Consider the following 22,068-nt stretch of genomic DNA (forward strand, 5'->3'; position numbering starts at 1 on the left):
CCGCGGAGCCGTCCGGCTGGGCCGCCCCGGGTGAGCCGGTGCCCGAGGCATCCGAGAAATCCGAGGCATCCGAGGCACCCGAGGCGCCCGCTGCGCCGGCGTCACCCGGCGAGGGCCCGCAGCCCGGCGTGTCCGGCCCCCAGTGGGATGCCCAGCGCAACGCCTACGTGCAGTGGGATCCCGACGGCCAGCGCTGGCTGACCTACGACGACGCCGCCGGGGAGTGGAAGCCCCTGGCCTGACCCGTCCCGCCCGGAGGTTCAGGCCCGGTCGAGCAGCGTGATCGAGCGCAGGTGGCGTTCAAGATGATGCTCGAGCGCCCGGGTGGCGAGGTGGTGGATCTCGTACGTGGCCGCCGACGGTGCGGCGGCGAGCGCCGCGCCGAGCTGCCCGCCGAGCACCTGCTTGAGCAGCGCCACCGCTTCCGCTGACACGGCTCGGCCCCGCCGGCACCCCTGGCAGAGCAGCCCGCCCTCGCCCAGGTCGAACGCCACCAGCGGGCCCTCGGAACCGCAGTTCGCGCAGTGCTCCACCACCGGCCGGTACCCCTCGAGGGCCAACGCCTTCAGGAAGAACGCCGGCACCACCAGGGGGGGGTCCTGCGCGGCCAGCGACCGCAGCGCGCCGAGCAGCATCTGGTACAGCTGCGGGTTCGGCTCTCCCTCCTGGGCGAGCTGGTCGACCGCCTCCAGCATCGCCGAGGCCTTGGCGATGCGATCCAGATCGTCACGGATCGACCGGAAGTGGTCGATGGACTCCGCCTGGGTGACAATGTCGAGCTCCCGCCCCTGGTAGAGCTGCATCGCCACGTGGCTGGTGGGTTCCAGCCGGGCCCCGAACTTGCTCCTGGTCTTGCGGACCCCCTTGGCCACCGCGCGCACCTTGCCCCGACCCCGGGTCATGAGCACGACGATGCGGTCGGCCTCGCCCAGCTTGTAGGTGCGCAGCACCACCGCGGTGTCGCGGTAGAGGTTCACCTCCCCGCCTCGATGCCCCCGAAGCGGCGCTCCCGCCGCTGGTACTCACGCACCGCGTCGAAGAGGTGCTCGCGGCGGAAGTCCGGCCACAGCACGTCGGTGAACACCAGCTCGCTGTAGGCGATCTCCCACAGCAGATAGTTCGAGATGCGGTACTCCCCGGAGGTGCGGATCATGAGGTCCGGATCGGGCATCTCCGGGTCGTAGAGGTGGCGGCGGATCGTGCGCTCGTCGACCTTCTCGGGGGCAACACCCTCGGCCACGATCGCCCGCACCGCATCGACGATCTCCGCCCGACCGCCGTAGTTGAACGCGATCGTGAACGTCATGGTGCGGTTGTGCCGGGTGAGTTCGATGGCTTCGTCCATGCGCCGGATCAGCCGGCGGGGCACCCGCCAGTCACGCCGACCCACGAACCGCATGCGCACCCCGCGCTCGTGCATCTCGTCCCGGCGACGCACGAGGAGCGACTCGTTGAACTTCATGAGGTAGCGCACCTCGTCGGCGGGACGCTTCCAGTTCTCGGTGGAGAAGGCATAGACGGTGAGCCAGCCGATGCCCAGCTCCAGCGCGCCCTCGACCGTGTCGAACAGGGCCTCCTCGCCAGCAGCGTGCCCTTCGGTGCGCTTGAGGCCCCGACGCTGCGCCCACCGGCCGTTCCCGTCCATCACGATGGCGACGTGCGCCGGAACGGCGCGTGCGTCGATACCGGGAACGTCCACGCGGGCACGATACCCCCCGCCCTCCACCGGTCCCGGCATGCCGCGCCGGGTCACCGCGCGAGGATCAGGAGGTGCCGCGGACCATCGACGACGTGCTGCACCGCGTCACCGCCGCGCTGCCCGGGAGCGAGCGCCGCCCGGGCCAGCTGGGGATGGCTCGGGCGGTCGCGGGCGCGCTCGACGCCGAGCGGCACCTGATCGTGCAAGCCGGCACCGGCACCGGCAAGTCGCTCGCCTACCTGGTCCCGGCCATCGAGAGCGGTCGGCGGGTGGTGATCGCCACGGCCACGAAGGCGCTGCAGGACCAGCTCGCCGGCAAGGACCTGCCGTTCCTGGCCGAGCACCTCGAGCGTCCCTTCTCGTTCGCGATCCTGAAGGGGCGGGCCAACTACCTGTGCCGGCAACGCCTGGCCGAGGCGACCCGCGAGCCCGAATCCCGCGGACGCCAGCAGGCCCTCGACGGCTTCGACGCCGACCAGGCGCTCCCGCCCGGCGAGGTGGCTCGCCTTGCGGCCTGGGCGGAGGAGACGCCCACGGGCGATCGGGCTGATCTGGACTGGGAGCCCGCGCCGAGGGTGTGGGCCGCGCTGAGCGTCGGCCCCCGCGAGTGCCCCGGTGCCCGCCGCTGCCCGCAAGGCGAGCGCTGCTTCGCCGAGCGGGCCCGAGCCGCGGCTGCCGCGGCCGACGTGGTGGTGGTGAACACCCACCTCTACGGGCTGCACCTGGCCAGCGGCGGTGGGGTGCTGCCCGACCATGAGATCGTGGTGATCGACGAGGCGCACCAGCTCGAGGACACCATCTCCGCCACCTCGGGGCTGGAGCTGACCGCAGGGCGGTTCACCGCCCTGGCCCGGGCGGTGCGGGCCATCGTCGATGACGAGCAGCTCGTCGCGGATCTCGAGGGGTCCGGCGACCGGCTCCGCACCGCGCTCGCCGAGCACACCGGACGGCGCCTGAGGGGCCCGCTCGACCCGGGGTTGTCCGACGCGCTGACCCTGGCCCGTACCCGGGTCGAGCGGGTGATCGAGGCCCTCCGAGCGATCGACGTCGACCGGTCCATCGACGTGGCTGCTCGCAAGCAGCGGGCCCTCACGGCCGCCGGATCGCTGGCCGACGACCTGGCCGGCGCGCTCGCCGTCCCACCGAGCGACGTCGCCTGGGTCGAGGGCGACGAGCGCGCCGTGGCACTCAAGGTCGCACCTGTCGACGTGGGTGACGTGCTGCGGGCCAGCCTGTGGCCTCGCACCACCGTGGTGCTCACCAGCGCCACCATCCCCGTCGGTCTGCCGGCGCGGATCGGGCTGGACCCCGGCACCTACGACGAGCTCGATGTGGGCAGCCCCTTCGACTACGAGGAGCAGGCCCTGCTGTACTGTGCCGCGGGGCTCCCCGACCCCCGCTCGGAGGCGTTCGACGCCGCGGCCCACGAGGAGCTGGCGGCGCTCATCGAGGCCGCGGGGGGACGCACCCTCGCGCTGTTCACCAGCTACCGGGCCATGCACGCCGCGCTGGACGCCCTGCGGCCGCGCATCGCCCATCCGCTGCTCGTGCAGGACGAGCTCCCCAAGCCCCTGCTGATCGAGCGGTTCGCCACCGATCCGGCCACCTGCCTGTTCGCCACCATGGGGTTCTGGCAGGGCATCGACGTACCCGGACCGTCGCTCAACCTGGTCACGATCGACCGCATCCCGTTCCCCCGCCCCGACGAGCCACTCCTGCAGGCGCGGCGGGAACGGGCGCGGGGGGACGCCTTCCGAGTCGTCGACCTGCCACGGGCGATCACCCTGCTCGCCCAGGGTGCGGGGAGGCTGATCCGGTCGCGCCGCGATCGGGGGGTGGTGGCGGTGCTCGACCCGCGTCTGGCCACCAACCAGCGCTACCGGTGGGACATCATCCGCGCACTGCCCCCGATGCGGCGAACCCGCGATCGAGCGGAGGCGGAGCGCTTCCTCCGAGCGCTCGACACGCCCGGCGACCGGCGGTGACCGGTTGTGAAGTCCGCCGCGTGGTTCAGGTGCGGCTGCGGCGGCGACGTTGAGCGTCGATGCGCCGCGCGTCCTTCACCACCTCGTTCCAGCGAGGATGGCCACCCCCGTCAGGGGGGTTCGCGGACATGTCGGCGGCGAGGGCCTCGAGCAGCCCCGAGAGGCTGACTCCCGACTCCTCGGCCACCCGATGCCAGGTGTCGTGGCTGTCTGCAGTCAGATAAGCGTGAATGGCGCGGCGTTCGTCAGGCATGAGTCCGAAGCTAGAGGTTCGTCACTGCAGATGACTGCAGGAAGTCTTGCGATTTCGCGTCAAACTAGCTCGATTCTGCCCTCCGGTGTCGAATCGGCGCCGGTGGCCGGTCAGAACCCCAGCCGGTCGAGGGCCCGGTCACGGCGCTGCCAGTCCTTCTCGACCTTCACGAACAGCTCCAGGTAGGCCCCCGGGGGGAGCTGCTTGCGCACCTCGGTGCCCACCTTCTTGAGCACGGACCCGCCCCGGCCGATCACGATGCCCTTCTGGGAGTCGCGCTCGACCAGGATCTCCACCCGGATCCGGGGCCACTCCCACTCGACCACCCGGGTGGCGATCGAGTGCGGGAGCTCGTCGTGGGTGGCCGCCAGCAACTGTTCGCGGACCAGCTCGGCCACCCAGAACGCCTCCGGCACGTCAGTGACCATGCCATCGGGGTAGTACTGGGGCCCCTCCGGCAGGCGCTCCACCAGATGGTCGACGAGCGCGTCGACCCCGACACCCGTGCGCGCCGACACCGGGAAGTACTCAGACAGGTCGAGCTGCTCCGCGGCCCGGGCCAGCTGCGCGATCACCTGGTCGGGGCTGGCGACGTCGATCTTGTTCACCACCACGACCGCGTCCGCCGGGGCCCGTGCGGCGATGAACCGGTCGCCCGGTCCGATCGTCGCCGTGGCGTCGACCACCAGGCACACCACGTCGACGTCGCCGATCGCGGCGGTGGCCGTGAGGTTGAGCCGCTCGCCGAGCGGGGTGCGCGGCTTGTGGATGCCGGGAGTGTCGACGAACACGATCTGCGCGCCGGGCCGGTTGAGCACCCCGCGCACCTGGGTGCGAGTGGTCTGCGGCTTGTCGGACACGATCGACACCTTGGTGCCGAGCATCCGGTTGAGCAGCGTGGACTTGCCGACATTCGGCCGGCCCACCAGGGTCACGAACCCTGATCTCACGTCTCGGCCCGCTCGGTCGGCTCGACAGCGGCCGGAATGGGCTCGATGCGCACCCGCCCGATGCGCCGTCCCTGCACCCGCTCGGCCCGCAAGGTGAACCCGTCGGCCTGCGCGCACTCGCCGTTCACCGGGATGTGACCCAACAGGTGCAGCAGCAGCCCACCGATGGAGTCCCAGTCGCCCTCGGGCAGGTCCGCATGCAGGAGGTCGTTGACCTCGTCGACCGCCATGCGCGCGTTCACCCGCACCCCGCCGGACGCGAGAGGCTCGATCATGGGCTCCTCCCGGTCGAACTCGTCGACGATCTCGCCCACCAGCTCCTCGATGAGGTCCTCCAAGGTCACCAGCCCCGCGGTGCCGCCGTACTCATCGACCACGATCGCCATGTGGTACTGCTCGGCCTGCATCTCCGCGAGCAGCTCGGCGATGCGCTTGGTCTCGGGCACGAAGTGCGCGGGTCTCACCAGCGAGCCGACCTCGCGGTCAGCCTGCCCGTCGCGATCGGCGCGCATGAGGTCCTTGGCGTAGACGATGCCCACGATGTCGTCGATGGATTCCTGGAAGACCGGCAGGCGGCTGTAGCCGTTGAGCAGCACCACCTCCATCACGTCCGGGACCCGCAGCTCCGCCGGCACGGCCACCATGTCGGGCCGGGGCACCATCACCTCCCGCACGATGGTGTCGCCGAACTCGATGATCTGCTCGATGAGCTGGCGCTCTTCGGCCTCGATCACCTCCTCCTCGACGGCCGCGTCGGCCATCGCGAGCAGCTCCTCGGTCGACACGAACGGGCCCTCCTTGAGCCCCTTGCCGGGCAGGATCACGTTCGTCAGTCCGATCAGCGCTCGCGACAGGACCCTGAGCGGCCAGAACGCGACCAGCGCCGAAATCGGACGGGCCGAGAGCAGCGCGGCCCGCTCCGGATGCTGGATGGCCCACGTCTTGGGCGCGGCCTCGGCGAGGACGAACACCACCACGACGTTGAAGAACATGGCGACGGCCACCCCGACTGGTCCGAACAGGCGATCGGCGACGATACCGGTCAGGGTGGCCTGGACGAGCTGGCAGACCAGCACCGCGAGGAGCACCGGGTTGAGGAACCGCTCGGGATGGCGCACCAGGGCAAGCAGGCGGTCAGCACCCGGACGACCCTCTTCGGCCAGGGCCTGGGCCTTGGATCGCGACATCCGGGTGAGCCCGGTCTCCGCCACGGCCAGCAACATCGAGATCAACAGCAGGACCACGATCGCGGCGATCATCGCCGTGTCAGCTCCGGTCAGCTCGACGGCCAGCGTCATGGTCCCCACGGGTCGCGGCCGAGCCCGCCGTGAAACCGCTCCAGCAGCTCCCGCTCGCGAGCCTGCATGGTCTCGCGTTCCTCGTCGGCGGCGTGGTCGTATCCCAGTAGATGGAGGATGCCGTGGACCAGCAGGAGCGCGAGCTCGTCGTCCACGCTGCCGGCGTGCTCGGGCGCGTTCCGAGCGGCGACCGCGGGGCAGATGACCACGTCGCCGAGCATGAGCGGCACGTCATCGGGGCTCCGCTCCGGCCGCGAGGGGCCCTCCCCGCCCCCGTCGGGCGCCCGACCGGGCTCGAGCCGCGCCGCGTCGGCGAAGTCGATGGGGAAGGCCAGCACGTCGGTCGGACCGGAGGCCCCCATGAACTGCTGGTTGAGCTGCGCCATGGTGGTCTCGTCGACGACCAGCACCCACAGCGCGGCCTCGCCCCGCACGCCCTCCTCCGCCAGGACCCGCTCGGCGAGGGCGATCCAGCGAGAGGCGTCGATCGGCGGCTCGCCGCTGTGCTCACCACGCTCATCGGCGAGGAACACCGTGACCGACCCCTCGTCCGGGCCCACCCGGCGAGGGGTCTGGCGACTCGGAGGCCCCTCAGCCATCGCCCCGGGGCCGGGCCGCGGCGTACGCGTTGACGATGTCCTGGACGATCCGGTGGCGGACCACGTCGCGGCTCGACAGGTGCACGAACGCCAGACCCTCGATCCCGCCCAACACCTCCTCCAACCCCGCGAGGCCGCTGCGACCGCCCTGCACGTCGACCTGGGTCACGTCACCGGTGATGACCGCCTTCGAGCCGAAGCCGATGCGGGTCAGGAACATCTTCATCTGCTCGGGGGTGGTGTTCTGGGCCTCGTCGAGGATGATGAAGCTGTCGTTGAGGGTGCGGCCCCGCATGAAGGCGAGCGGAGCCACCTCGACCGTGCCCCGCTCGAGCAGCCGCTGGGCCCCTTCCGGCTCGACCATGTCGTAGAGCGCGTCGTAGAGCGGGCGGAGGTACGGGTCGACCTTCGCCATGAGATCGCCGGGGAGGAAACCCAGGCGCTCACCGGCCTCGACGGCGGGGCGGGTGAGGATGATCCGGTCGACCTGCTTGGTCTGGAGGGCCTGGACCGCCATGGCCACCGCCAGCCAGCTCTTGCCGGTGCCCGCGGGGCCGATGGCGAAGGTCACGATGTTGGCGCGGATGGCGTCGATGTAGCGGCGCTGACCGCTGGTCTTGGGTCGCACGCTGCGCCCCCGGGCCGAGCGAAGGACTTCCGCGGCCAGCACCTCCGAGGGGCGCTCGTCCGCCTTCACCATGTCGATGCTGCGCAGAACCCCGGCGGGCTCGAGCACGTGGCCCTGTTGGAGCAGCACGACGAGCTCTTCGAAGAGCCGGCCCACCTGCTCGGCGTGCTCGCCGTCGACGGTGATCTCGTTGCCCCGCACGTGCACGGTGGCACCAGGGAAAGCGGTCTCGACGAGTCGCAGCAGCTCGTCCCGGGTGCCCAGCAGACCGACCATGAGGTGGTTGCCGGGGACGTTGATCTTGACCTGCGTGTCTGCCATGTGCGCCATCCAGCGTACGGCCAGTCAGCCCCCGCTGCCGCACCCCGCCGCCGTCGAGGTGCCTGCCCAGGCCGAAGCCCAGCGGCAGCTTCGCTAGCCTGCCGCACCCGTGAGCCCAGCGGAGCACGATCCCCTCCGGCCGGGACCCCCCGATCCGTTCGACCGGTGGCTGGCCGAGGTCAGCGCTGACCGAGTGATCGGGGAACGAGCACGCACCGGGTGGCTGGCCCGCCAGGCCGCGGAGGACGCCACGTGGCGCGGCGCGCTGACGGATCTCGCCGAGCGGGGTCGTCCGGTGCTCGTCGAGCTGCAGTCGGGTCGCCGGCACCGGGGAACCGTGGCGGTGATCGGGCACGATTTCCTCGTGCTCCGCCCCGCGGGTGGGCCCGACGTGCTGGTCGCGCTCGACGCCATCGCCGTGCTCCGTCCTCCGCCGGGCGACGGTCCGGTCACCGGCGATCGTGAGCCGCCCTCGCTGACCAGCCTCGGCGACGCCCTGGCCGGACTCGCGGCCAGTGGGCAGGAGGTGGCGGTCTGGACGGCGGGTGCCAGCGTTGCAGTGGTCGGTGAGATCGCGGCGGTGGGGCGGGACCTGGTGACGCTCACCGTGGCCGGTGAGCTGGGGTGGGCCTATCTCGCTCTGGCGTCGGTGGCGGAGGTCTCGCTGCTCGACTCGGGGTAGAGGTGCTCGAGGGTGCCCGGCTCGATGCGACAGGACTCGATGAAGTCGTCGACCTCGTTGGCCTTGAGCCGGATGACGCGGCCGAAGCGATAGGCGGGGAGCTGGCCCTCGTCGATGAACCGGTAGAGCGTGCGTGCGGTGATGCCGAGGCGTGACGCGGCCTCGGCCGTGCTCAGCCAGCGGATCTCGCCTGCTCCGCGCTCGGTGCCCCCGCGTCGGTCGTCCTGCCCAGCCATTACGGGTCACGCTAGCACTCTCGGGTCCTTTGTGACCCTTTCAGTGGCTTTCCCGCGTCGCCGGCCCGCGAGTCGGCCTTCGGGGTCGGCAGCGACGGAGATCGTCGCTGCATGTGTTCATGGGGCCACGGGATGTCATCGATGTGGCGGAGGTCATGTAGCCCAGGAGAGGGAGCCATCGTACGTTCTGCCGGTTTCCCGACGAGGCGGAGGTGAGATGTCCAGAGGGCGGGCGACTGGAGATGCCGAGCGCACGAGTCGGCAGCGGATCGTCCGGCGAACGAGCCTGCCGAGCAGCCGAGCGCTCGTGGGCGGGCTGCTGGTGACGGTCGCGGCGGTCGGGGTCTTCGCCGCCTACCGGCAGGCGGGCGGTCCGCCGACCACCCGCTACGTCGTGGCCACCAGGAGCGTCGATCCGGGTGGGCCGATCACCGCGGACGCCCTCGGGCTCGAGCCCATGGAGCTACCTGAGCAACAGGCGGCGCGAGTGTACGAATCCGCGTCCGAGCTCGATGGGGCGGTGGCCCTCGCCCCCCTGGGACCCGGGGACCTGGTGCTGCGCTCGGCGGTGCTTCCCGCCGACCAGGCCGCGGGGTTCGACGGCGGGCACGAGTTCTCGCTGCCCATCGATCGCGACCGAGCCCTCAACGGCGAGCTCCGGCGGGGCGAGACGGTCGATGTGCTGGCCACCTACGGCACGGGAGATGCCGCGTACACCCTGGTGGTAGCCCGCAGCGCCGGGGTGACCGCCGTCGACGACGGCTCAGGGGGCACGATCGGCTCTGCCGGGACGGTGGTGGTCACCCTCGCCCTGCAGGACCCGGACGAGGTGCTCCGGGTGACGCACGCGGCCGAGGTGGGCTCGATCACGCTGGTCCGAGCCACTCGCGCCAGCCGCCCGCTACCCAGCCAGTACCGCGCCCCCGGGCCGGCCTCCAGCGGCACTCCTGACACCGCTCGGTGAGCGGGCGACGCAGCCGTGGACGCTGACCAGTTCGTCGTGCTCGGCTTGGCCCGGGTCCGCTCCACCTGGTTCACCGAGGTCAGCCGCTGGGCGACCGCCGGTGCCATCCCGGTGGAGTTCGTGAAGTGCGTCTCACCCGAGGAGGTGCGAGCGCGGCTCGCGTCGGGTCGCGCCTTCTCGGCCCTGCTGGTCGACGGCGCACTGCCGGCGCTCGACCGTGACCTGGTCGAGTCCGCCCGGGCCCAGGGGTGTGCCGTGCTCGCCGTCGACGACGGCATGCCCCGCCGGGATCTGGCTGCCATCGGGGTGTCAGCCGTGCTCCCCGAACCGCTCGATCGAAGAATGCTCATGGCAGCCCTCCGGGATCACGCGCAACCGGTGCAGCGCCTGGCCGACACCATCGACCTGACCGGCCACCCTGAGGCGACCGGAAGCTGGAGGGGGCATCTCGTCGTCCTGCTCGGCGCCGGCGGGGCGGGCACGTCGACGCTGGCCATGGCCACAGCCCAGGCGTTCGCCGTCGATGCCCGCTACGGGGGCCGGGTGCTGCTCGCGGACCTCGCCCTCGACGCCGACCTGGCGATGCTGCACGACGTGGGTGATGTCGTGCCGGGCCTCCAGGAGCTGGTCGAAGCCCATCGCAGCGGTCGACCGGCGGCTGATGACGTGCAGGCGCTGACCTTCGCCCTGCCTGACCGGGGCTACGACCTCCTGCTCGGGCTGCGGCGGCACCGGGACTGGTCGGCCCTACGGCCACGGGCGACCGCCGCCGCGCTCGACAGCCTCCTGTGCACCTACCAGGTGGTGGTCGCGGACGTCGAGGCCGACCTCGAGGGTCAGGATGACTGCGGCTCGCTCGACATCGAGGACCGCAACCGCCTGGCGCGCACCGCCACCGCGCACGCGGACGTGGTCGCCGTGACCTGCCAGCCCACGCTCGTGGGCCTCCACCGGCTGGTTCGCCATCTCGACGCGCTCTTCCGGCACGGGGTCGCGGCACGGCGCATCCTGCCGGTGGTCAACCGTGCTCCCCGCCAGGGCAGGCTCCGGGCAGAGCTCGCACGGGCGGTGGCCGAGCTGGCCGCCCCGCTCGGCCCCGACGCCGCCCAGCTGTGCTCCCCCTTGTTCGTCCCGGACCGCCGAGGGCTCGACGACCTCATGCGGGCCGCCGACCCGCTGCCAGCATCGTTCACCAGGCCGATCGGCGAGGCGATGCGAGCCCTGCTGGACCGGGTCGAACCGCCAACCGCCGCGGACCCCCAGCGCGTGGTCCCCGGCTCGCTCGGCGCCTGGTCGCCCGCCTGAGCGCTCCTGGCCGCTCACCTTGCGAACGGTTCCCGCTCACCTTGCGAACTGTTCATGGATCCGCGGTCGGACGCCGCGGATCCGTGAACAGTTCGGGAGATGGACGGGAGCGCCGGGTGCTCAGCGACCCTTGAAATCGGGCGTGCGCTTCTCGAGGAACGCCTTGGGACCCTCGCGAGCGTCCTCGCTCGACATGACCGCCATGCCGATCTCCATCTCCTTCACGAACGCCTCCTTCTCCGGGAGGCACTGGCTGGCGATCACCGACTGCTTGATCCCCTTGACCGCGAGCGGCCCGTTGGCGGCGATGCGGTCCGCGAGCTCCCGGGCCCGGGTGAGTGCCTGCCCGTCGGGCACCACGTGGCCCACCAGACCGATCTCGTAGGCCCGCCGAGCGCTGATCGGCTCGCCCACCAGCAACATCTCCATCGCCAGGGTGTAGGGGATCTGCCGAGGCAGGCGCACGGTGGAGCCCGACATGGGGAACAGCCCCCGCTGGACCTCGGTGATGGCGATCTGGGCGCTCTCGGCCACCACCCGGATGTCGAGGGCCTGCAGGATCTCGGTGCCTCCCGCGTAGCAGTACCCCTCGACCGCTCCGATGATCGGCTTGGTGAGCACGTAGTCCTTCAGGAAGCCCTTGAAGATCAGGTTGAAGTCGGCCTTGATGCGCTCCTCGAACTCGTTCTCGGTGGGCTTGCCCGACAGCAGGGCCCCCACGAGGCGGTCGAGATCGGCCCCCGCCGAGAAGTTCCCCCCGGCGCCGGTGAGTATGGCCACCCGGACGTCGTCGTCGCCGTCGATCAGGTCCCAGGCGTCACAGAGCCGGCACAGCACCTCGGCATTGAAGGCGTTGCGCTTGTCAGGGCGGTTGAGAGTGACCGTGACGACGTGGCCGTCGCGGTCCACGAGCACTGCTGGTTCGCTCACGTCGGTCCTTTCCGGTGCGTTCGAGGCGGGTCGAGCGAACCTGAAAGGTAGTCAGATCGGCCGCGGCTGGCGGCAAGGTGGTCCGTGAGCACATTCCCGCGCGCGCGTGACCACCTTCTGTGCTGCTTGTGGCCGATGTCATGCAGACCACCACCCGGCCGCCGTCGTAGGTTCGCTGCGCCCCTCAACTCGGCGGAGCGACAATGACGGCGGTCGACGAGCCCACGCCCCTCATCGAGATCGAGCGCGCCGTGCAGGCGCGGGCCAAGGACATGGCGCTGGGCATGTCCGGGCCGGACGACGACGCCGCACTGCAAGCGCTGATCGACGACGAGGTGCAGCGCTGGGAGCTCGATCACCGGCGGGGGCTGCGGCCGCACCCGCTCGCCTCCCCGGAGCTGATCGCCGAGCGGGCGTTCCGGAACCTGGCCCGCTACGGCCCGCTGACCCCGTTGCTGGCGGACGACGACGTGTGGGAGATCATGATCAACGCCCCGGACCAGATCTTCGTGAAGCGCCATCGGGGCCCGAGCGGGTACCACCACGAGGTCTTCCACGACGACGAGCACGTCACCCGCATCCTCACCAAGATCCTCGATGACGCCTCGTCCAGCCACCGCAAGCTCGACCCGAGCGAGGGCCTGCAGGACGCGCAGCTCGATGACGGCGCCCGCTTGCACATCGTCCACGGCGACCTGAGCCGCGGTGGCCACACCATGGTGAACATCCGCAAGTTCACCGGCGTGCCGTTCCGCAGCCTCCAGGAGCTGGTCGAGCGCGACACCCTCAGCGCACACGTCGCCCGCTTCCTCGCCGCCGCGGTGCGCGCCGGCTGCTCGACCGTGTTCGCCGGCGCGCCAGGCTCGGGCAAGACCACGCTGCTGTCGTGCTGCGCGGCAGAGCTCGACCCCTCCCTACGGGTGGTCATCGCGGAAGAGGTCTTCGAAGCCGACGTGCCATTGCCGAACGTGGCCAGCATGCAGACCCGTGCGGCGCGCTCCGACCGGCCAGCGGTGGACCTCCGCCGGCTGGTGGCCGGGTTCCTCCGCATGGCCCCGGACGTCGCCATCGTGGGTGAGGTCCGCGATCGGGAGGCCCTGCCGTTGCTACTGACCCTCTCCTCCGGGGTCAAGGGCTTCACCACCATCCACGCCGGCTCCGCCCGCCAGGCCCTCAGCCGCCTCCGGTTCATCGCCCAGCTCAGCGACGCGGCATCCGAGCTACCGATGAGTGCCCTCAATGCACTGGTGAGCGAAGCGGTGGATCTCGTCGTCCACTCGGTCCGGGGCCCCGACGGGCCGCGGGTGATGGAGGTCGTGGCTGTCGAGGACCCGGTGACGGCCGCGGATGCCACGCAGTTCACCGTGACCGAGCTCTTCTCCCGCCGGGGCTACGACCATCCACTGGTGTGGACCGGCAACGTGCCGGTCCGGGTCGGTCGGCTCTTCGACGCGATCGGCGCCGACGTGGTCGCCTCGTTGAACGATCAGTCGCCAAGTGAATGGAGGCAGTTCTGACCGGTCTGCTCCTCGCCATGTCCGCCGCGTTCGGCGTGCACCTCCTCTTCACCCGCGCCGCCTTCGGTCGGCGTGGATTGCGGCTCACGGACCGCTCCGTCCGAGACCACCGGGAAGGACTTCGCCTGCGTGTCCGTCGCGGCCTCGACCGCGCCGGGCTCGCGGGGCTCTCCGGGCGCGACGTGCTCGCGGTGGCGGCGCTGCTGTTCGCGATCGGTGCCGCGCTGGCGTTCATGGTGTTCGGAGGTCCGGCCCCGGCACTCGTCACCGGTTCGTTCGCAGCGAGCTTCCCCTTCGCCGCGCACCGCCAGCGCAACCGGAACCGTCGGGCCGCGGCCCAGGACGCCTGGCCCCGGCTCATCGACGAGATCCGCATCCTCACCGGCTCGGTCGGCCGCTCCGTCCCTCAAGCGCTCTTCGAGGCTGGCCGCAACACTCCACCGGGGATGCGTGACGCGTTCGAGGCAGCCCATCGCGAGTGGCGCATCTCCACCGACTTCGAGCGCACCCTTGGCGTGCTCAAGCACCGACTCGACGACCCGACCGCCGACGTGGTCTGCGAGACGTTGCTGACCGCGCACGAGATCGGGGGCGCTGACCTCGACCAGCGCCTCGACGACCTCGCCGCGGACCGCCGGGCGGAGCTGCAGTACCGCAAGGACGCCCGAGCCCGGCAGGCCGGGGTGCGCTTCGCCCGCCGGTTCGTACTGATCGTCCCGCTCGGCATGGCCTTCGCCGGCCTCTCGGTGGGAAACGGGCGCGACGCCTACGCGACGCCGACCGGCCAGCTCCTGGTGGTGGTCGCGCTCGGCATGGTGATCGCCTGCTGGCTGTGGGCGGGCCAGATCATGCGGCTCCCCGAGAGCGAACGGGTCTTCGACCGATGAGCCGGACGGTACTGCTCTGCGGGCTGGCGGGCTGGACCGGCGCGACCCTGCTCCTCTCCCAGCTCCGCTGGTTCCGCCGGGTGGCGCTGGCGGAGCGGCTCCGCACCTATGCGCCCGGGCAGGGGGCGACCACCACCGCGCCGGGCACCAGGGTCTCGTCCCTCCGCAACCTCCGGGAGGTCCTCGAACCGCTCCTCCACGACGTCGCCGGGCAACTCTCGCGGCTGTTCGGGGTGAGCGAGGAGCTCGCGGTGCGCCTCGAACGGACCCACTCTCCCCTCGACGTCGCCGCCTTCCGGGCCCGCCAACTCGGCTGGTCCCTCGCCGCGTTCACCGCCGGCAGCGCGCTGGCGCTGGCCACGAGCATGCCCGCCGCACCGGCCGTGCTGTTCATCCTCGGGGCGCCGCTGCTCACCTTCCTGATCCTCGAGCAGCAGGCGATCACCGCTTCGCAGCGATGGCAGCGGCGGCTCTTCCACGAGCTGCCGGTCGTGAGCGAACAACTCGGCATGCTCCTCTCGGCCGGCTACTCGCTCGGCGCGGCGCTCAACCGGCTGGCCGACCGGGGCCAGGGCTGCTGCGCCCGCGACCTGGCCCGGGTGTGCGGTCGGATCCGCCAGGGCCTCGGCGAGATCGAGGCGCTCGACGAATGGGCGGCGCTGGCCGGTGTCGACGCCGTGACCCGGCTCGTCGGCGTGCTGTCACTCAACCGCGACGGCGGCGACCTCGGCCGGCTCATCACCGAGGAGGCCCGGACCATCCGCCGTGATGCGCACCGGGAGTTGATCGAGGCCGTCGAGCGGCGTGCGCAACAGGTGTGGATCCCGGTGACCGTGGCCACCCTCGTTCCCGGCGTGCTGTTCCTGACGGTCCCGTTCGTCGAAGCCATGCGGCTGTTCACCACCGGCTGAGCGGACGGATCAGGGATCGACCGCAGAAACCGACCACCAGACAGGAAAGGACCAACCCTCATGGCCACCATCCGATGGGTACTCGACGAGCTGCGGGCGCACGGTCGCGGCGTCGGCGACCGCGGTGAAGGGGTGATCAGTGCGGCGATCGCCGTGCTGATCATGGCCTTTCTCGGCGCGGCGATGTGGATCGGGTTCAACCGGATGTGGAAGGACACCGAGTCCACCACGCAGACCAAGGTGCAACAGATCGGCCAGGAGTGACGCTCGGCAACGGCGGGCGCGCTCGGCCAGCTCGGGGCGACCTGGCTCACGAGACGGGTGCCGGGCTCATCGGCGCCATGGCCGGGATGACGGTGTTTCTCGCCTTCCTGTTGTTCGCGGTGCAGCTGCTCATGAACCTGCACACCTCCTCGATGGTCACGAGCGCCGCGTACGAGGCGGCCCGGGTGGCAGCAGGCGGGTCGAGCTCGGGCCACGACGTGGCATCCGTGGCCGCCGCTCGGCAACGAGGCGAGCAACGAGCCCGCACCCTGCTGGGCCGCTACGGCGAGCAGGTGCGCTTCGACTGGTCGGCCAGCACCGACGAGGTGGTGGTGCTGCGCGTCCGAGCGTCCTCGCCCAGGTTCACCCTTCCCGGCCTGCCCGCCCGGTTGGGCTTCGATGACGTCGACCGCACCGTCCGGGTCCGGGTCGAGGACCTGCGGTGAGCGAGCCCACGCGGCCCCCCGTCGTGCGGTGCCGGGGCGACGCGGGACTCGGTGGCGTGGAGGTGCTGCCGTTCGGGTTGCTGGTCTTCGTGATCGGCGGCCTGCTGGTGGCCAATGCCTGGGCGGTGGTCGATGCCAAACTGGCCGTGAGCGCCGCATCCCGGGAGGCCGTCCGGTCCTACGTGGAAGCCCCTGGCCCGGCTGAAGCGGCAGCCGCGGCGGACCTGGCCGCCCGGGCGATCATCGCCGGGCAGGGGCGCCGACCCGAGCGCCTGGTGCTCTCGATCCGCCACGGCGACGGTGAGCCGTGGCGGCGGTGCGCGCAGGTGATCGTCACCGCCCGCTACCGGGTGCCGGCGCTGCCGCTTCCGTGGATCGGCGGCTACGGCTCGGGGTTCGAGGTCGCCTCGTCGCACAGCGAGCGCATCGACCCGTACCGGTCCGGCCTGCCGGCAGGAGGCCGATGCTGAGCAGCAGGCGCACCACCGGCGGACTCGGCGGCGAGCGCGGGAGCGCGCTCATGCTGATGCCGGCCGCGGTGCTCATCGTGCTCGTCCTGGCGGCCATCACCGTCGACACCGCGGTCGTGCACCTGGGCCGGCGCGAGCTGGTGCACGCGGCCGACGCCGCCGCGAACGACGCGGTCACCTACGGGCTCGACGAAGATCGCTTCCGCCGCGGTGAGGGCTACCTGCTGGACATCGACCGGGCTCGCGCCGCCGTGGTCAGCTCCCTCGAGGCGCGGGGGCTGCTCCACCGGCTGGCCGAGCCTCCACGGGTGTCCTTCACCGCCACCAACGAGGTGCGGGTCGAGCTGCGCATGCGGGTCGACTACGTGTTCGCCCGGGCGCTGCCCGGCGCCCGCTCGGCCATGGTCGACGCCCAGGCCACCGCCATCGCCCGACCGCGCTGACCCTCTCGCTCCCAACCGGCAGCGGCGACCCGTGCCCGAGGCGGGCTACTCGCCGTACCAACCCGACACGTCGGCCACGACGTCGACCGAGCCCCGGGCGTTGTAGACGTTCACCTTCCGACTCGCACCGATCGCCACCGTGGCCGCGTTCGGGATGGTCCATCCCGGTTGCCAGTTCAGGCTGGACGCAGCCGGACGGGGCTGTCCCGGCCGCCACAGGGTCAGGAACGACGATCCCGTGGTGCCGGTGGCCGTGACGTTCAACAACACCGCCGCCGCCTCCTTCGGCACCCCTGCGGCGGACACCTCGACGTCGCGGGTGACCCCCGCGCCCCACGGTGTCGAGTACGGGCCCACCTGCGAGCCGGGTCGGGAGTCCTGGACCCGCACCGGGTCAACCGGGTGGAACGGGTGCCCGCCTCCCTGCTCGAAGTAGCCGACGACGTCGACGACCACCTGCGCGGAGCCGGCGCGATTGAACATCCGCACCATGCCACCCGTGCCCACCTTGACCGTCATCGAGTTGGCGATCGTCCAACCGGGCTGCCAGTTCAGGCTCGACACGATCGGGCGCGCCTGGCCCTTCGGCCACACCGACAGGTACGAGGAGCCCGTGGTGCCGGTCACCGTCACGTTCAACACCACCGCACGCGCCCCCGCCGGCACCCCTCCGATGCCCGCCACGAGCACGTCACGGGTGGTGCCGGCCGCCCACGGTGTGGCGTAGGGGCCCACCTGGGAGCCGGCACGGGAGTCGAGGATGCGGGCCGGGCTCACCGGCACCAGACCCGCGTAGGGCCCGAGCGCGTAGTAGCCGACCACGTCGATGACGACATGGACCGACCCGGCATGATTGAACACATCGATCTGGCCGTCGACGCCGAGCTTGACGGTCACCGAGTTGGCAACCGTCCAACCGGGCTGCCAGTTCACACTCGACACCGTGGGGCGATCCTGACCGCTCGGCCAGATCGACAGGAAGGACGAGCTGGTGGTCGCGGTCACGGTCACGTTGAGGGTGACGGCCTGGGCGTCGGCCGGCACGCCTCCCGTCCCCGCCACCCTCACCCGCCGGGTGGTCCCCGCCGACCAGGGAGTCGTGTAGGGACCGACGTTCGACGTCGGGCGTGAATCGAGGATCCGGGTGGGGTCCACCGGCACGAACCGCGATGCGGGGGCACGGGGCACGACCGGTGCCGAGGGTGCCGACGGGAGGCCGGGGCCGACCACGTTGGAGGCCTGCACCGTGAACGTGTAGGGGGTGCCGTTCGACAGGCCCGTCACCGTGCACGACAGGGGGCCCTCGCTCCATGAGCAGCTCCGACCCCCCGGCGAGGCCGTCACCCGGTACCCGGTGATCGGGCGCCCGCCGTCCTGGGCCGGCGCAGCCCACGAGACGGTCACGCTGCCGTCGCCGGCGGTGCCGACCACGTTGGTCGGGGCCCGTGGAGCAGTCGCACACAGCGCACCCGTCTCGACCAGGCAGTGGAACGGGATGCTCTGCGCGACGTCGGGGTCGTCGTCGATCAGGACGCCCCCGCCGGCGCCGAGTTCGAAGGTCGGCAGACCCGGACCGGCGACCGAGACCAGTCGGACACCGAACGTCTCGGTGGGCTCCGGCCATTGATCACCCCTCGTCGGCACCGCGATGACCGCGCTCGACTCGCCAGGCGGGATCACCACCGTGCCCCCGGCCGCCGGCACGTCTCCCGGGCTGGTGGTTTCGCGGATCACCTGGTAGCTCACCGTCGCCGGGGCGCTCAGCACCTGACTGGCGGTGATCGGGATGCGGGCGTCATGCGCGGTGATGTGCCCCTCGACCATCCGGACCTCACCCACGTCGATCCTCGGCCCGCAGCAGGGCGCCTCGAGGATCGTGACCTGCCCGACCGCCCGGGTCACGGTCACCTTCGTCGAGCCGGAAGCGACCCCGGTCACGACCACCTCGAAGGTCTCCCCGGCTTCTCCGGTGATCGCGTCGGAGAGGATCGGTACGTTCACCGAGGCGCTGGTCCCGTTCCTGGGGATCTTCACCGTGCCGGTCAGCGGTCCCGTGAAATCGAGGCCCGGCGTCGCCTCCGGAGGACTGCCGCCGCGGATCTCGTAGGACACCGTGACATCGACCGAGAGGGGGGTCGAGAGGACGATCGGGACCTCGGCCGTTCGTGAACCGGCCGGGGGTTCGTGGACGACGAGGTCGCCGACGCTCAGCTCGGCCGCCGGCAGGCACGGCTTGCCGTGCCAGCGCATGACGTCGAGCTGGTCCCGCAGCGCCGTCAGGGTCGCCGCGTAAGCGGGATCGTTCACCACGCTGGCGAGCTCGTAGGGGTCGGCCTGCAGGTCGTAGAGCTCCTCGCTGCCGTCGGCGAAGCGGATGTACTTGCGGGTGGCGGTCCGGATGGCGTCGAAGCACCCCGCGGTCCCGCTCGTCGCCCCCTCGATCAGCAGTGCCCGGTCACCCTGACCGCCGCTGAGCGTCGTACGCAGGTCGATGCCCTCGGCGGGCAGCCCCGCGATTGCTCCCGTGAGCGCCACGATGGTCGGTGCCAGATCGATGTTGGCGACCGGGGTGTCCACCACCGCACCCGCGGGGAAACCCGGCCCACGCACCACCAACGGGACCCGGATCGCCGGCTCGTAGGGGACGTTCTTTCCCCGCAGCCGATGCTGGCCGTGGAGGAGACCGTTGTCCGAGGTGAACACGATCACCGTGTGGTCCAACTCGCCCGTCGCGTCCAGCGCCGACACCACCCGCTCGACCAGGTCGTCGACCGCCAGCAGCGACTCGAGCTGGGACTGGTAGCCGGCCCGGGTGGTCTCGAGAGCCGTGGCGGAGAGCTTGGGGGTCGCGGCCACCTGCGGGGACTTGTCCGACACGTCCGCTTCGTTGATGGCGGGGTCGGCGGGGAGCCGCACGCCGGCGAAGGCTCCGACGTGCCTCGGGGCGGGGGTGGCGGTCGGAGCCCCGGTCGTGTAGTGAGGAGCGAAGGGGTTGATCATCACGAAGAACGGTCGCGGCTCGCCGGCGAAACGTCTGATCGTGTTCTCCGACCGGACGGCCAGCACGTCGGTGGAATAGTCCTCGGGGGCGGAGCCATAGCTGACGAGCTGCCTCCCGTCGATCAGGGTGTAGTCGTAGTACCCGCCGCCGTTCGCTTCCCAGCTGTCCCACCCTGGTGGTGTCCCCATCGCCGGCGCGTACCCCAGCATGGCTTTGCCGATCTTGGCCGTGGCGTAGCCCGCGGCCTGGAGCCACACCGGCAGGGTGTTGCCCTGGTCGAGGGCGAACATGCCACCGAGCGGTGGCGTGTTGTTGTAGACGTGGGTGGACCGTGAGGAGCGGCCGGTCAGGAACGCGGCGTGGGAGGGACAGCACAGCGGGTTGACCACGACCGAGTCCCGGAACGTCGTGCCCCGATTGACGAGCAGCTCCTTGGTCTTCGGCATGGCGTCGAGCATCTCGGGGGTCTGGTCGTCGGTCATGATGACCACGACGTTGGGCCGCTCGGGTGGGGGCTGCACCCCGAGGCTCGCACCCCGCGCGACGCCGACCCCCACCGGCAAGCCGCTGAGCGCGAGCATGGCGACCACCAGCCACCACACCACCCCGCGGGCCGCCGCCTCCCGTTTCCCGCCGTGCACCCGCGGGATGCTAGGCGCCGCGAGGTTGGCGCGACACGCAACCAGTTCGTCCCCAGCATGGCGCCCGCCGTAGCCTCCCCCTGGTGACCGAGCGCGCTGCACCCCGCCCACCGCGCCCCGAGGAGCCCGCCGAGCTGAGCGTCGAGGATGCCGAAGACGCGCTCCTCGAAGGCGACCGCACCTTCGCCCCCGGCACCGCCCGCGCCGCGCTCGCCTATCCCACCTTCCGCACCGTCTACATCGGCTCGCTGCTGTCGAACATCGGCTCGTGGATGCAGAACGTGGTGCTCGGCGCCTTCGCGCTCGACCTCACCGGTTCGTCCACCTACGTGAGCTGGATCGCGTTCGCGCAGCTGGGACCGCTGCTGCTGTTCTCCCTCGCCGGCGGGGCCTTGGCCGACATCATCGACCGCAAACGGCTGCTCGTGATGGTCTCCTGGCAGCAACTGCTCTTCTCGCTCGTGCTCGCCTGGCTCGCCCGGGGCAGCGACCCCTCGCTGAGCGGGCTGGTGCTGGTGACCTTCGTGATCGGGGTCGGCCAGGCGGTCTACGCGCCCACCTACTCGGCGCTGCTGCCGTTGCTGGTGCGCCGGCAAGACCTCCCCGGTGCGGTCTCGCTCAACTCCGCCAGCATGAACCTGTCGCGGGTGGTGGGGCCGGCGATCGGGGCCCTCGTGTACGCCCGGGTCGGCGCCTCGTGGGTGTTCGTCGGCAACGCCGTCACCTATCTGTTCATCATCGGTGCCCTGCAACTGGTCAGGCTGCCACCGGCCACCCCTCGGGCAGCCGGTGAGCCCACCGGCCTGCGACGGATCGGTGAAGGGATCCAGGTGGCCCGCCGGGACCGGGTGGTGGGGCGCTGCCTCGCCACCATGGCCCTGTTCTCGTTCTTCTGCCTGCCGTTCGTGGTGCACATCCAACGGTTGGCAGCCGACAGCTTCGGCATCGCCCCCCGCAGCGGAGCGTTCGGGGTGCTCTATGCCTGCTTCGGGCTCGGAGCGGTGATCGGCGCGCTGTCCATCGGCACCTTCCTCGCCGGCCGGTCGCTGGAGGTCATCGTGCGCATCGGGCTCGGCGGATTCGCGGTCTCGCTATGCGCGTTCGGGCTGCTGCGCGACCCCGCCCCCGCGTACCCGGTCGCGCTCATCGTGGGCTTCTGCTACTTCGCCACCGTGACGTCGCTGTCGACCGTCCTCCAGAACCGCCTCGACGACCGGGTCCGGGGCCGGGTGATGGCGCTGTGGATCATGGCCTTCGGTGGGACGGTGCCCATCGGAGGGCTGATCGCGGGCCCGATCATCGACACCACCTCGGTCACGGTGGTGGTGCTGGTGGGCGCGGCGACGGCCGCGTTGCTCGTGCCCTTCGCCGATCTGCGTGACCCCCCCGGACACACCCCCACCCTCGCAGACCAACAAGGCTGAGACGACCGACCTGAGCCGTGCGGCTCATTTTCCGCTGCCTGCTCGCGCCTGCCTCAACGGCGGACCTGGGCCGCCGATGGAGGAAGCGGCTGGTGCTGCGGCGGTGGATCCGGACCTGGACACCACGGTCCGCGAGGAAGCGGCCACGGTTCGCTAGCGTGCCGGATCCAGGGAAACGGGCGGACGCGTCGCTGGAGGGAGGGTTACGCGCGAG

22 protein-coding genes and 1 pseudogene are annotated in these 22,068 nt (G+C 71.4%); 13 read left to right on the top strand and 10 right to left on the bottom strand.

Going from position 1 to position 22,068, the window contains the following annotated elements; genetic code table 11:
- Window positions 1-242 (top strand): annotated as a pseudogene (locus tag V7004_RS06595) (hypothetical protein); the annotation flags it as partial.
- A gap of 18 nt (window positions 243-260) precedes the next feature.
- On the opposite strand, the gene recO reads toward V7004_RS06595, so the two are convergent.
- Entirely contained in the window at window positions 261-977 is a 717-nt protein-coding gene (gene recO, locus V7004_RS06600) for a DNA repair protein RecO (RefSeq protein WP_334142891.1), read from the bottom strand.
- The gene (gene uppS, locus V7004_RS06605; protein ID WP_442968019.1) at window positions 974-1,738 is read right to left on the bottom strand and encodes a polyprenyl diphosphate synthase; all 765 of its coding nucleotides are present in this window, start codon (window positions 1,736-1,738) and stop codon (window positions 974-976) included. Before uppS ends, recO begins: the two co-directional genes overlap by 4 nt.
- Window positions 1,739-1,770: 32 nt before the next feature.
- Here uppS and V7004_RS06610 point away from each other — a divergent pair, with 32 nt between their 5' ends.
- On the top strand, window positions 1,771-3,684 hold the full coding sequence (locus tag V7004_RS06610; RefSeq protein WP_334142894.1) for an ATP-dependent DNA helicase: 1,914 nt from the start codon (window positions 1,771-1,773) through the stop codon (window positions 3,682-3,684).
- 25 nt (window positions 3,685-3,709) lie between these two features.
- Here V7004_RS06610 and V7004_RS06615 read toward each other — a convergent pair whose 3' ends face one another.
- The 5 genes from V7004_RS06615 to V7004_RS06635 all read right to left on the bottom strand — a co-directional run bounded on the left by V7004_RS06615 (window position 3,710) and on the right by V7004_RS06635 (window position 7,733).
- Window positions 3,710-3,937, bottom strand: coding sequence for a hypothetical protein (locus tag V7004_RS06615; RefSeq protein ID WP_334142895.1), 228 nt, complete (start codon window positions 3,935-3,937; stop codon window positions 3,710-3,712).
- A gap of 110 nt (window positions 3,938-4,047) precedes the next feature.
- Window positions 4,048-4,887 (bottom strand): GTPase Era, encoded by an 840-nt coding sequence (gene era, locus V7004_RS06620; RefSeq protein WP_334142896.1) that lies wholly within the window; start codon window positions 4,885-4,887, stop codon window positions 4,048-4,050.
- Window positions 4,884-6,185: a hemolysin family protein gene (locus tag V7004_RS06625; protein WP_334142897.1), complete on the bottom strand. Its 1,302-nt coding sequence runs from the start codon at window positions 6,183-6,185 to the stop codon at window positions 4,884-4,886. Before V7004_RS06625 ends, era begins: the two co-directional genes overlap by 4 nt.
- Window positions 6,182-6,745: an rRNA maturation RNase YbeY gene (gene ybeY / locus V7004_RS06630; protein ID WP_334142898.1), complete on the bottom strand. Its 564-nt coding sequence runs from the start codon at window positions 6,743-6,745 to the stop codon at window positions 6,182-6,184. The genes V7004_RS06625 and ybeY overlap by 4 nt, the downstream gene beginning before the upstream one ends.
- A 31-nt stretch (window positions 6,746-6,776) precedes the next feature.
- Complete coding sequence (locus V7004_RS06635) at window positions 6,777-7,733, bottom strand: PhoH family protein (protein ID WP_334142899.1); 957 nt, start codon at window positions 7,731-7,733, stop codon at window positions 6,777-6,779.
- 109 nt (window positions 7,734-7,842) lie between these two features.
- Between V7004_RS06635 and V7004_RS06640 the strand changes: the two genes are divergently transcribed.
- Window positions 7,843-8,415, top strand: a complete 573-nt coding sequence (locus V7004_RS06640) for a hypothetical protein (protein ID WP_334142900.1) — start codon at window positions 7,843-7,845, stop codon at window positions 8,413-8,415.
- On the opposite strand, the gene V7004_RS06645 is transcribed toward V7004_RS06640, so the two are convergent.
- The gene (locus V7004_RS06645) at window positions 8,364-8,651 is read right to left on the bottom strand and encodes a helix-turn-helix domain-containing protein (protein WP_334142901.1); all 288 of its coding nucleotides are present in this window, start codon (window positions 8,649-8,651) and stop codon (window positions 8,364-8,366) included. The two genes, V7004_RS06640 and V7004_RS06645, sit on opposite strands and share 52 nt — an antisense overlap.
- Window positions 8,652-8,958: 307 nt before the next feature.
- Here V7004_RS06645 and V7004_RS06650 point away from each other — a divergent pair, with 307 nt between their 5' ends.
- Window positions 8,959-9,615 (top strand): SAF domain-containing protein, encoded by a 657-nt coding sequence (locus V7004_RS06650; protein ID WP_334142902.1) that lies wholly within the window; start codon window positions 8,959-8,961, stop codon window positions 9,613-9,615.
- 15 nt (window positions 9,616-9,630) lie between these two features.
- Complete coding sequence (locus V7004_RS06655; protein ID WP_334142904.1) at window positions 9,631-10,920, top strand: hypothetical protein; 1,290 nt, start codon at window positions 9,631-9,633, stop codon at window positions 10,918-10,920.
- Window positions 10,921-11,040: 120 nt separating this feature from the next.
- Here V7004_RS06655 and V7004_RS06660 read toward each other — a convergent pair whose 3' ends face one another.
- Window positions 11,041-11,850, bottom strand: a complete 810-nt coding sequence (locus tag V7004_RS06660; protein ID WP_334142905.1) for a crotonase/enoyl-CoA hydratase family protein — start codon at window positions 11,848-11,850, stop codon at window positions 11,041-11,043.
- 203 nt (window positions 11,851-12,053) lie between these two features.
- Here V7004_RS06660 and V7004_RS06665 point away from each other — a divergent pair, with 203 nt between their 5' ends.
- From V7004_RS06665 to V7004_RS06695, 7 genes are read left to right on the top strand one after another with little or no spacing between them, the layout of a single operon-like run.
- A complete protein-coding gene (locus V7004_RS06665) occupies window positions 12,054-13,367 on the top strand; it encodes a CpaF family protein (protein ID WP_334142906.1) in 1,314 nt (437 codons plus the stop codon).
- Window positions 13,352-14,254 carry a type II secretion system F family protein gene (locus V7004_RS06670; RefSeq protein ID WP_334142908.1) on the top strand — a complete coding sequence of 301 codons (903 nt, stop codon included), beginning with the start codon at window positions 13,352-13,354 and terminating at the stop codon, window positions 14,252-14,254. Before V7004_RS06665 ends, V7004_RS06670 begins: the two co-directional genes overlap by 16 nt.
- Window positions 14,251-15,165, top strand: a complete 915-nt coding sequence (locus V7004_RS06675; RefSeq protein ID WP_334142909.1) for a type II secretion system F family protein — start codon at window positions 14,251-14,253, stop codon at window positions 15,163-15,165. Before V7004_RS06670 ends, V7004_RS06675 begins: the two co-directional genes overlap by 4 nt.
- Window positions 15,166-15,225: 60 nt before the next feature.
- Window positions 15,226-15,429, top strand: a complete 204-nt coding sequence (locus V7004_RS06680) for a hypothetical protein (protein ID WP_334142911.1) — start codon at window positions 15,226-15,228, stop codon at window positions 15,427-15,429.
- Window positions 15,426-15,875 carry a TadE/TadG family type IV pilus assembly protein gene (locus V7004_RS06685; RefSeq protein ID WP_334142912.1) on the top strand — a complete coding sequence of 150 codons (450 nt, stop codon included), beginning with the start codon at window positions 15,426-15,428 and terminating at the stop codon, window positions 15,873-15,875. The genes V7004_RS06680 and V7004_RS06685 overlap by 4 nt, the downstream gene beginning before the upstream one ends.
- Entirely contained in the window at window positions 15,872-16,345 is a 474-nt protein-coding gene (locus tag V7004_RS06690; protein WP_334142914.1) for a hypothetical protein, read from the top strand. The genes V7004_RS06685 and V7004_RS06690 overlap by 4 nt, the downstream gene beginning before the upstream one ends.
- Complete coding sequence (locus tag V7004_RS06695) at window positions 16,339-16,788, top strand: pilus assembly protein TadG-related protein (protein WP_334142915.1); 450 nt, start codon at window positions 16,339-16,341, stop codon at window positions 16,786-16,788. The genes V7004_RS06690 and V7004_RS06695 overlap by 7 nt, the downstream gene beginning before the upstream one ends.
- A gap of 45 nt (window positions 16,789-16,833) precedes the next feature.
- Here V7004_RS06695 and V7004_RS06700 read toward each other — a convergent pair whose 3' ends face one another.
- Window positions 16,834-20,430 carry a sulfatase-like hydrolase/transferase gene (locus tag V7004_RS06700; RefSeq protein WP_334142917.1) on the bottom strand — a complete coding sequence of 1,199 codons (3,597 nt, stop codon included), beginning with the start codon at window positions 20,428-20,430 and terminating at the stop codon, window positions 16,834-16,836.
- A gap of 83 nt (window positions 20,431-20,513) precedes the next feature.
- Here V7004_RS06700 and V7004_RS06705 point away from each other — a divergent pair, with 83 nt between their 5' ends.
- A complete protein-coding gene (locus V7004_RS06705; protein ID WP_334142918.1) occupies window positions 20,514-21,854 on the top strand; it encodes an MFS transporter in 1,341 nt (446 codons plus the stop codon).
- Window positions 21,855-22,068 lie beyond the last annotated feature (214 nt).

It is taken from the genome of Rhabdothermincola sp. (assembly GCF_036846205.1).
Lineage (GTDB): Bacteria > Actinomycetota > Acidimicrobiia > Acidimicrobiales > Acidimicrobilacustridaceae > Rhabdothermincola.

Coding starts and splice junctions, on each gene's coding strand:
- uppS (WP_442968019.1), bottom strand. CDS start 1,738: ATGCCGGGACCGGTGGAGGGCGGGGGGTATCGTGCCCGCGTGGACGTT.
- V7004_RS06645 (WP_334142901.1), bottom strand. CDS start 8,651: ATGGCTGGGCAGGACGACCGACGCGGGGGCACCGAGCGCGGAGCAGGC.
- V7004_RS06675 (WP_334142909.1), top strand. CDS start 14,251: ATGAGCCGGACGGTACTGCTCTGCGGGCTGGCGGGCTGGACCGGCGCG.
- V7004_RS06695 (WP_334142915.1), top strand. CDS start 16,339: ATGCTGAGCAGCAGGCGCACCACCGGCGGACTCGGCGGCGAGCGCGGG.
- V7004_RS06625 (WP_334142897.1), bottom strand. CDS start 6,185: ATGACGCTGGCCGTCGAGCTGACCGGAGCTGACACGGCGATGATCGCC.
- V7004_RS06615 (WP_334142895.1), bottom strand. CDS start 3,937: ATGCCTGACGAACGCCGCGCCATTCACGCTTATCTGACTGCAGACAGC.
- V7004_RS06670 (WP_334142908.1), top strand. CDS start 13,352: ATGGAGGCAGTTCTGACCGGTCTGCTCCTCGCCATGTCCGCCGCGTTC.
- V7004_RS06680 (WP_334142911.1), top strand. CDS start 15,226: ATGGCCACCATCCGATGGGTACTCGACGAGCTGCGGGCGCACGGTCGC.
- V7004_RS06665 (WP_334142906.1), top strand. CDS start 12,054: ATGACGGCGGTCGACGAGCCCACGCCCCTCATCGAGATCGAGCGCGCC.
- V7004_RS06635 (WP_334142899.1), bottom strand. CDS start 7,733: ATGGCAGACACGCAGGTCAAGATCAACGTCCCCGGCAACCACCTCATG.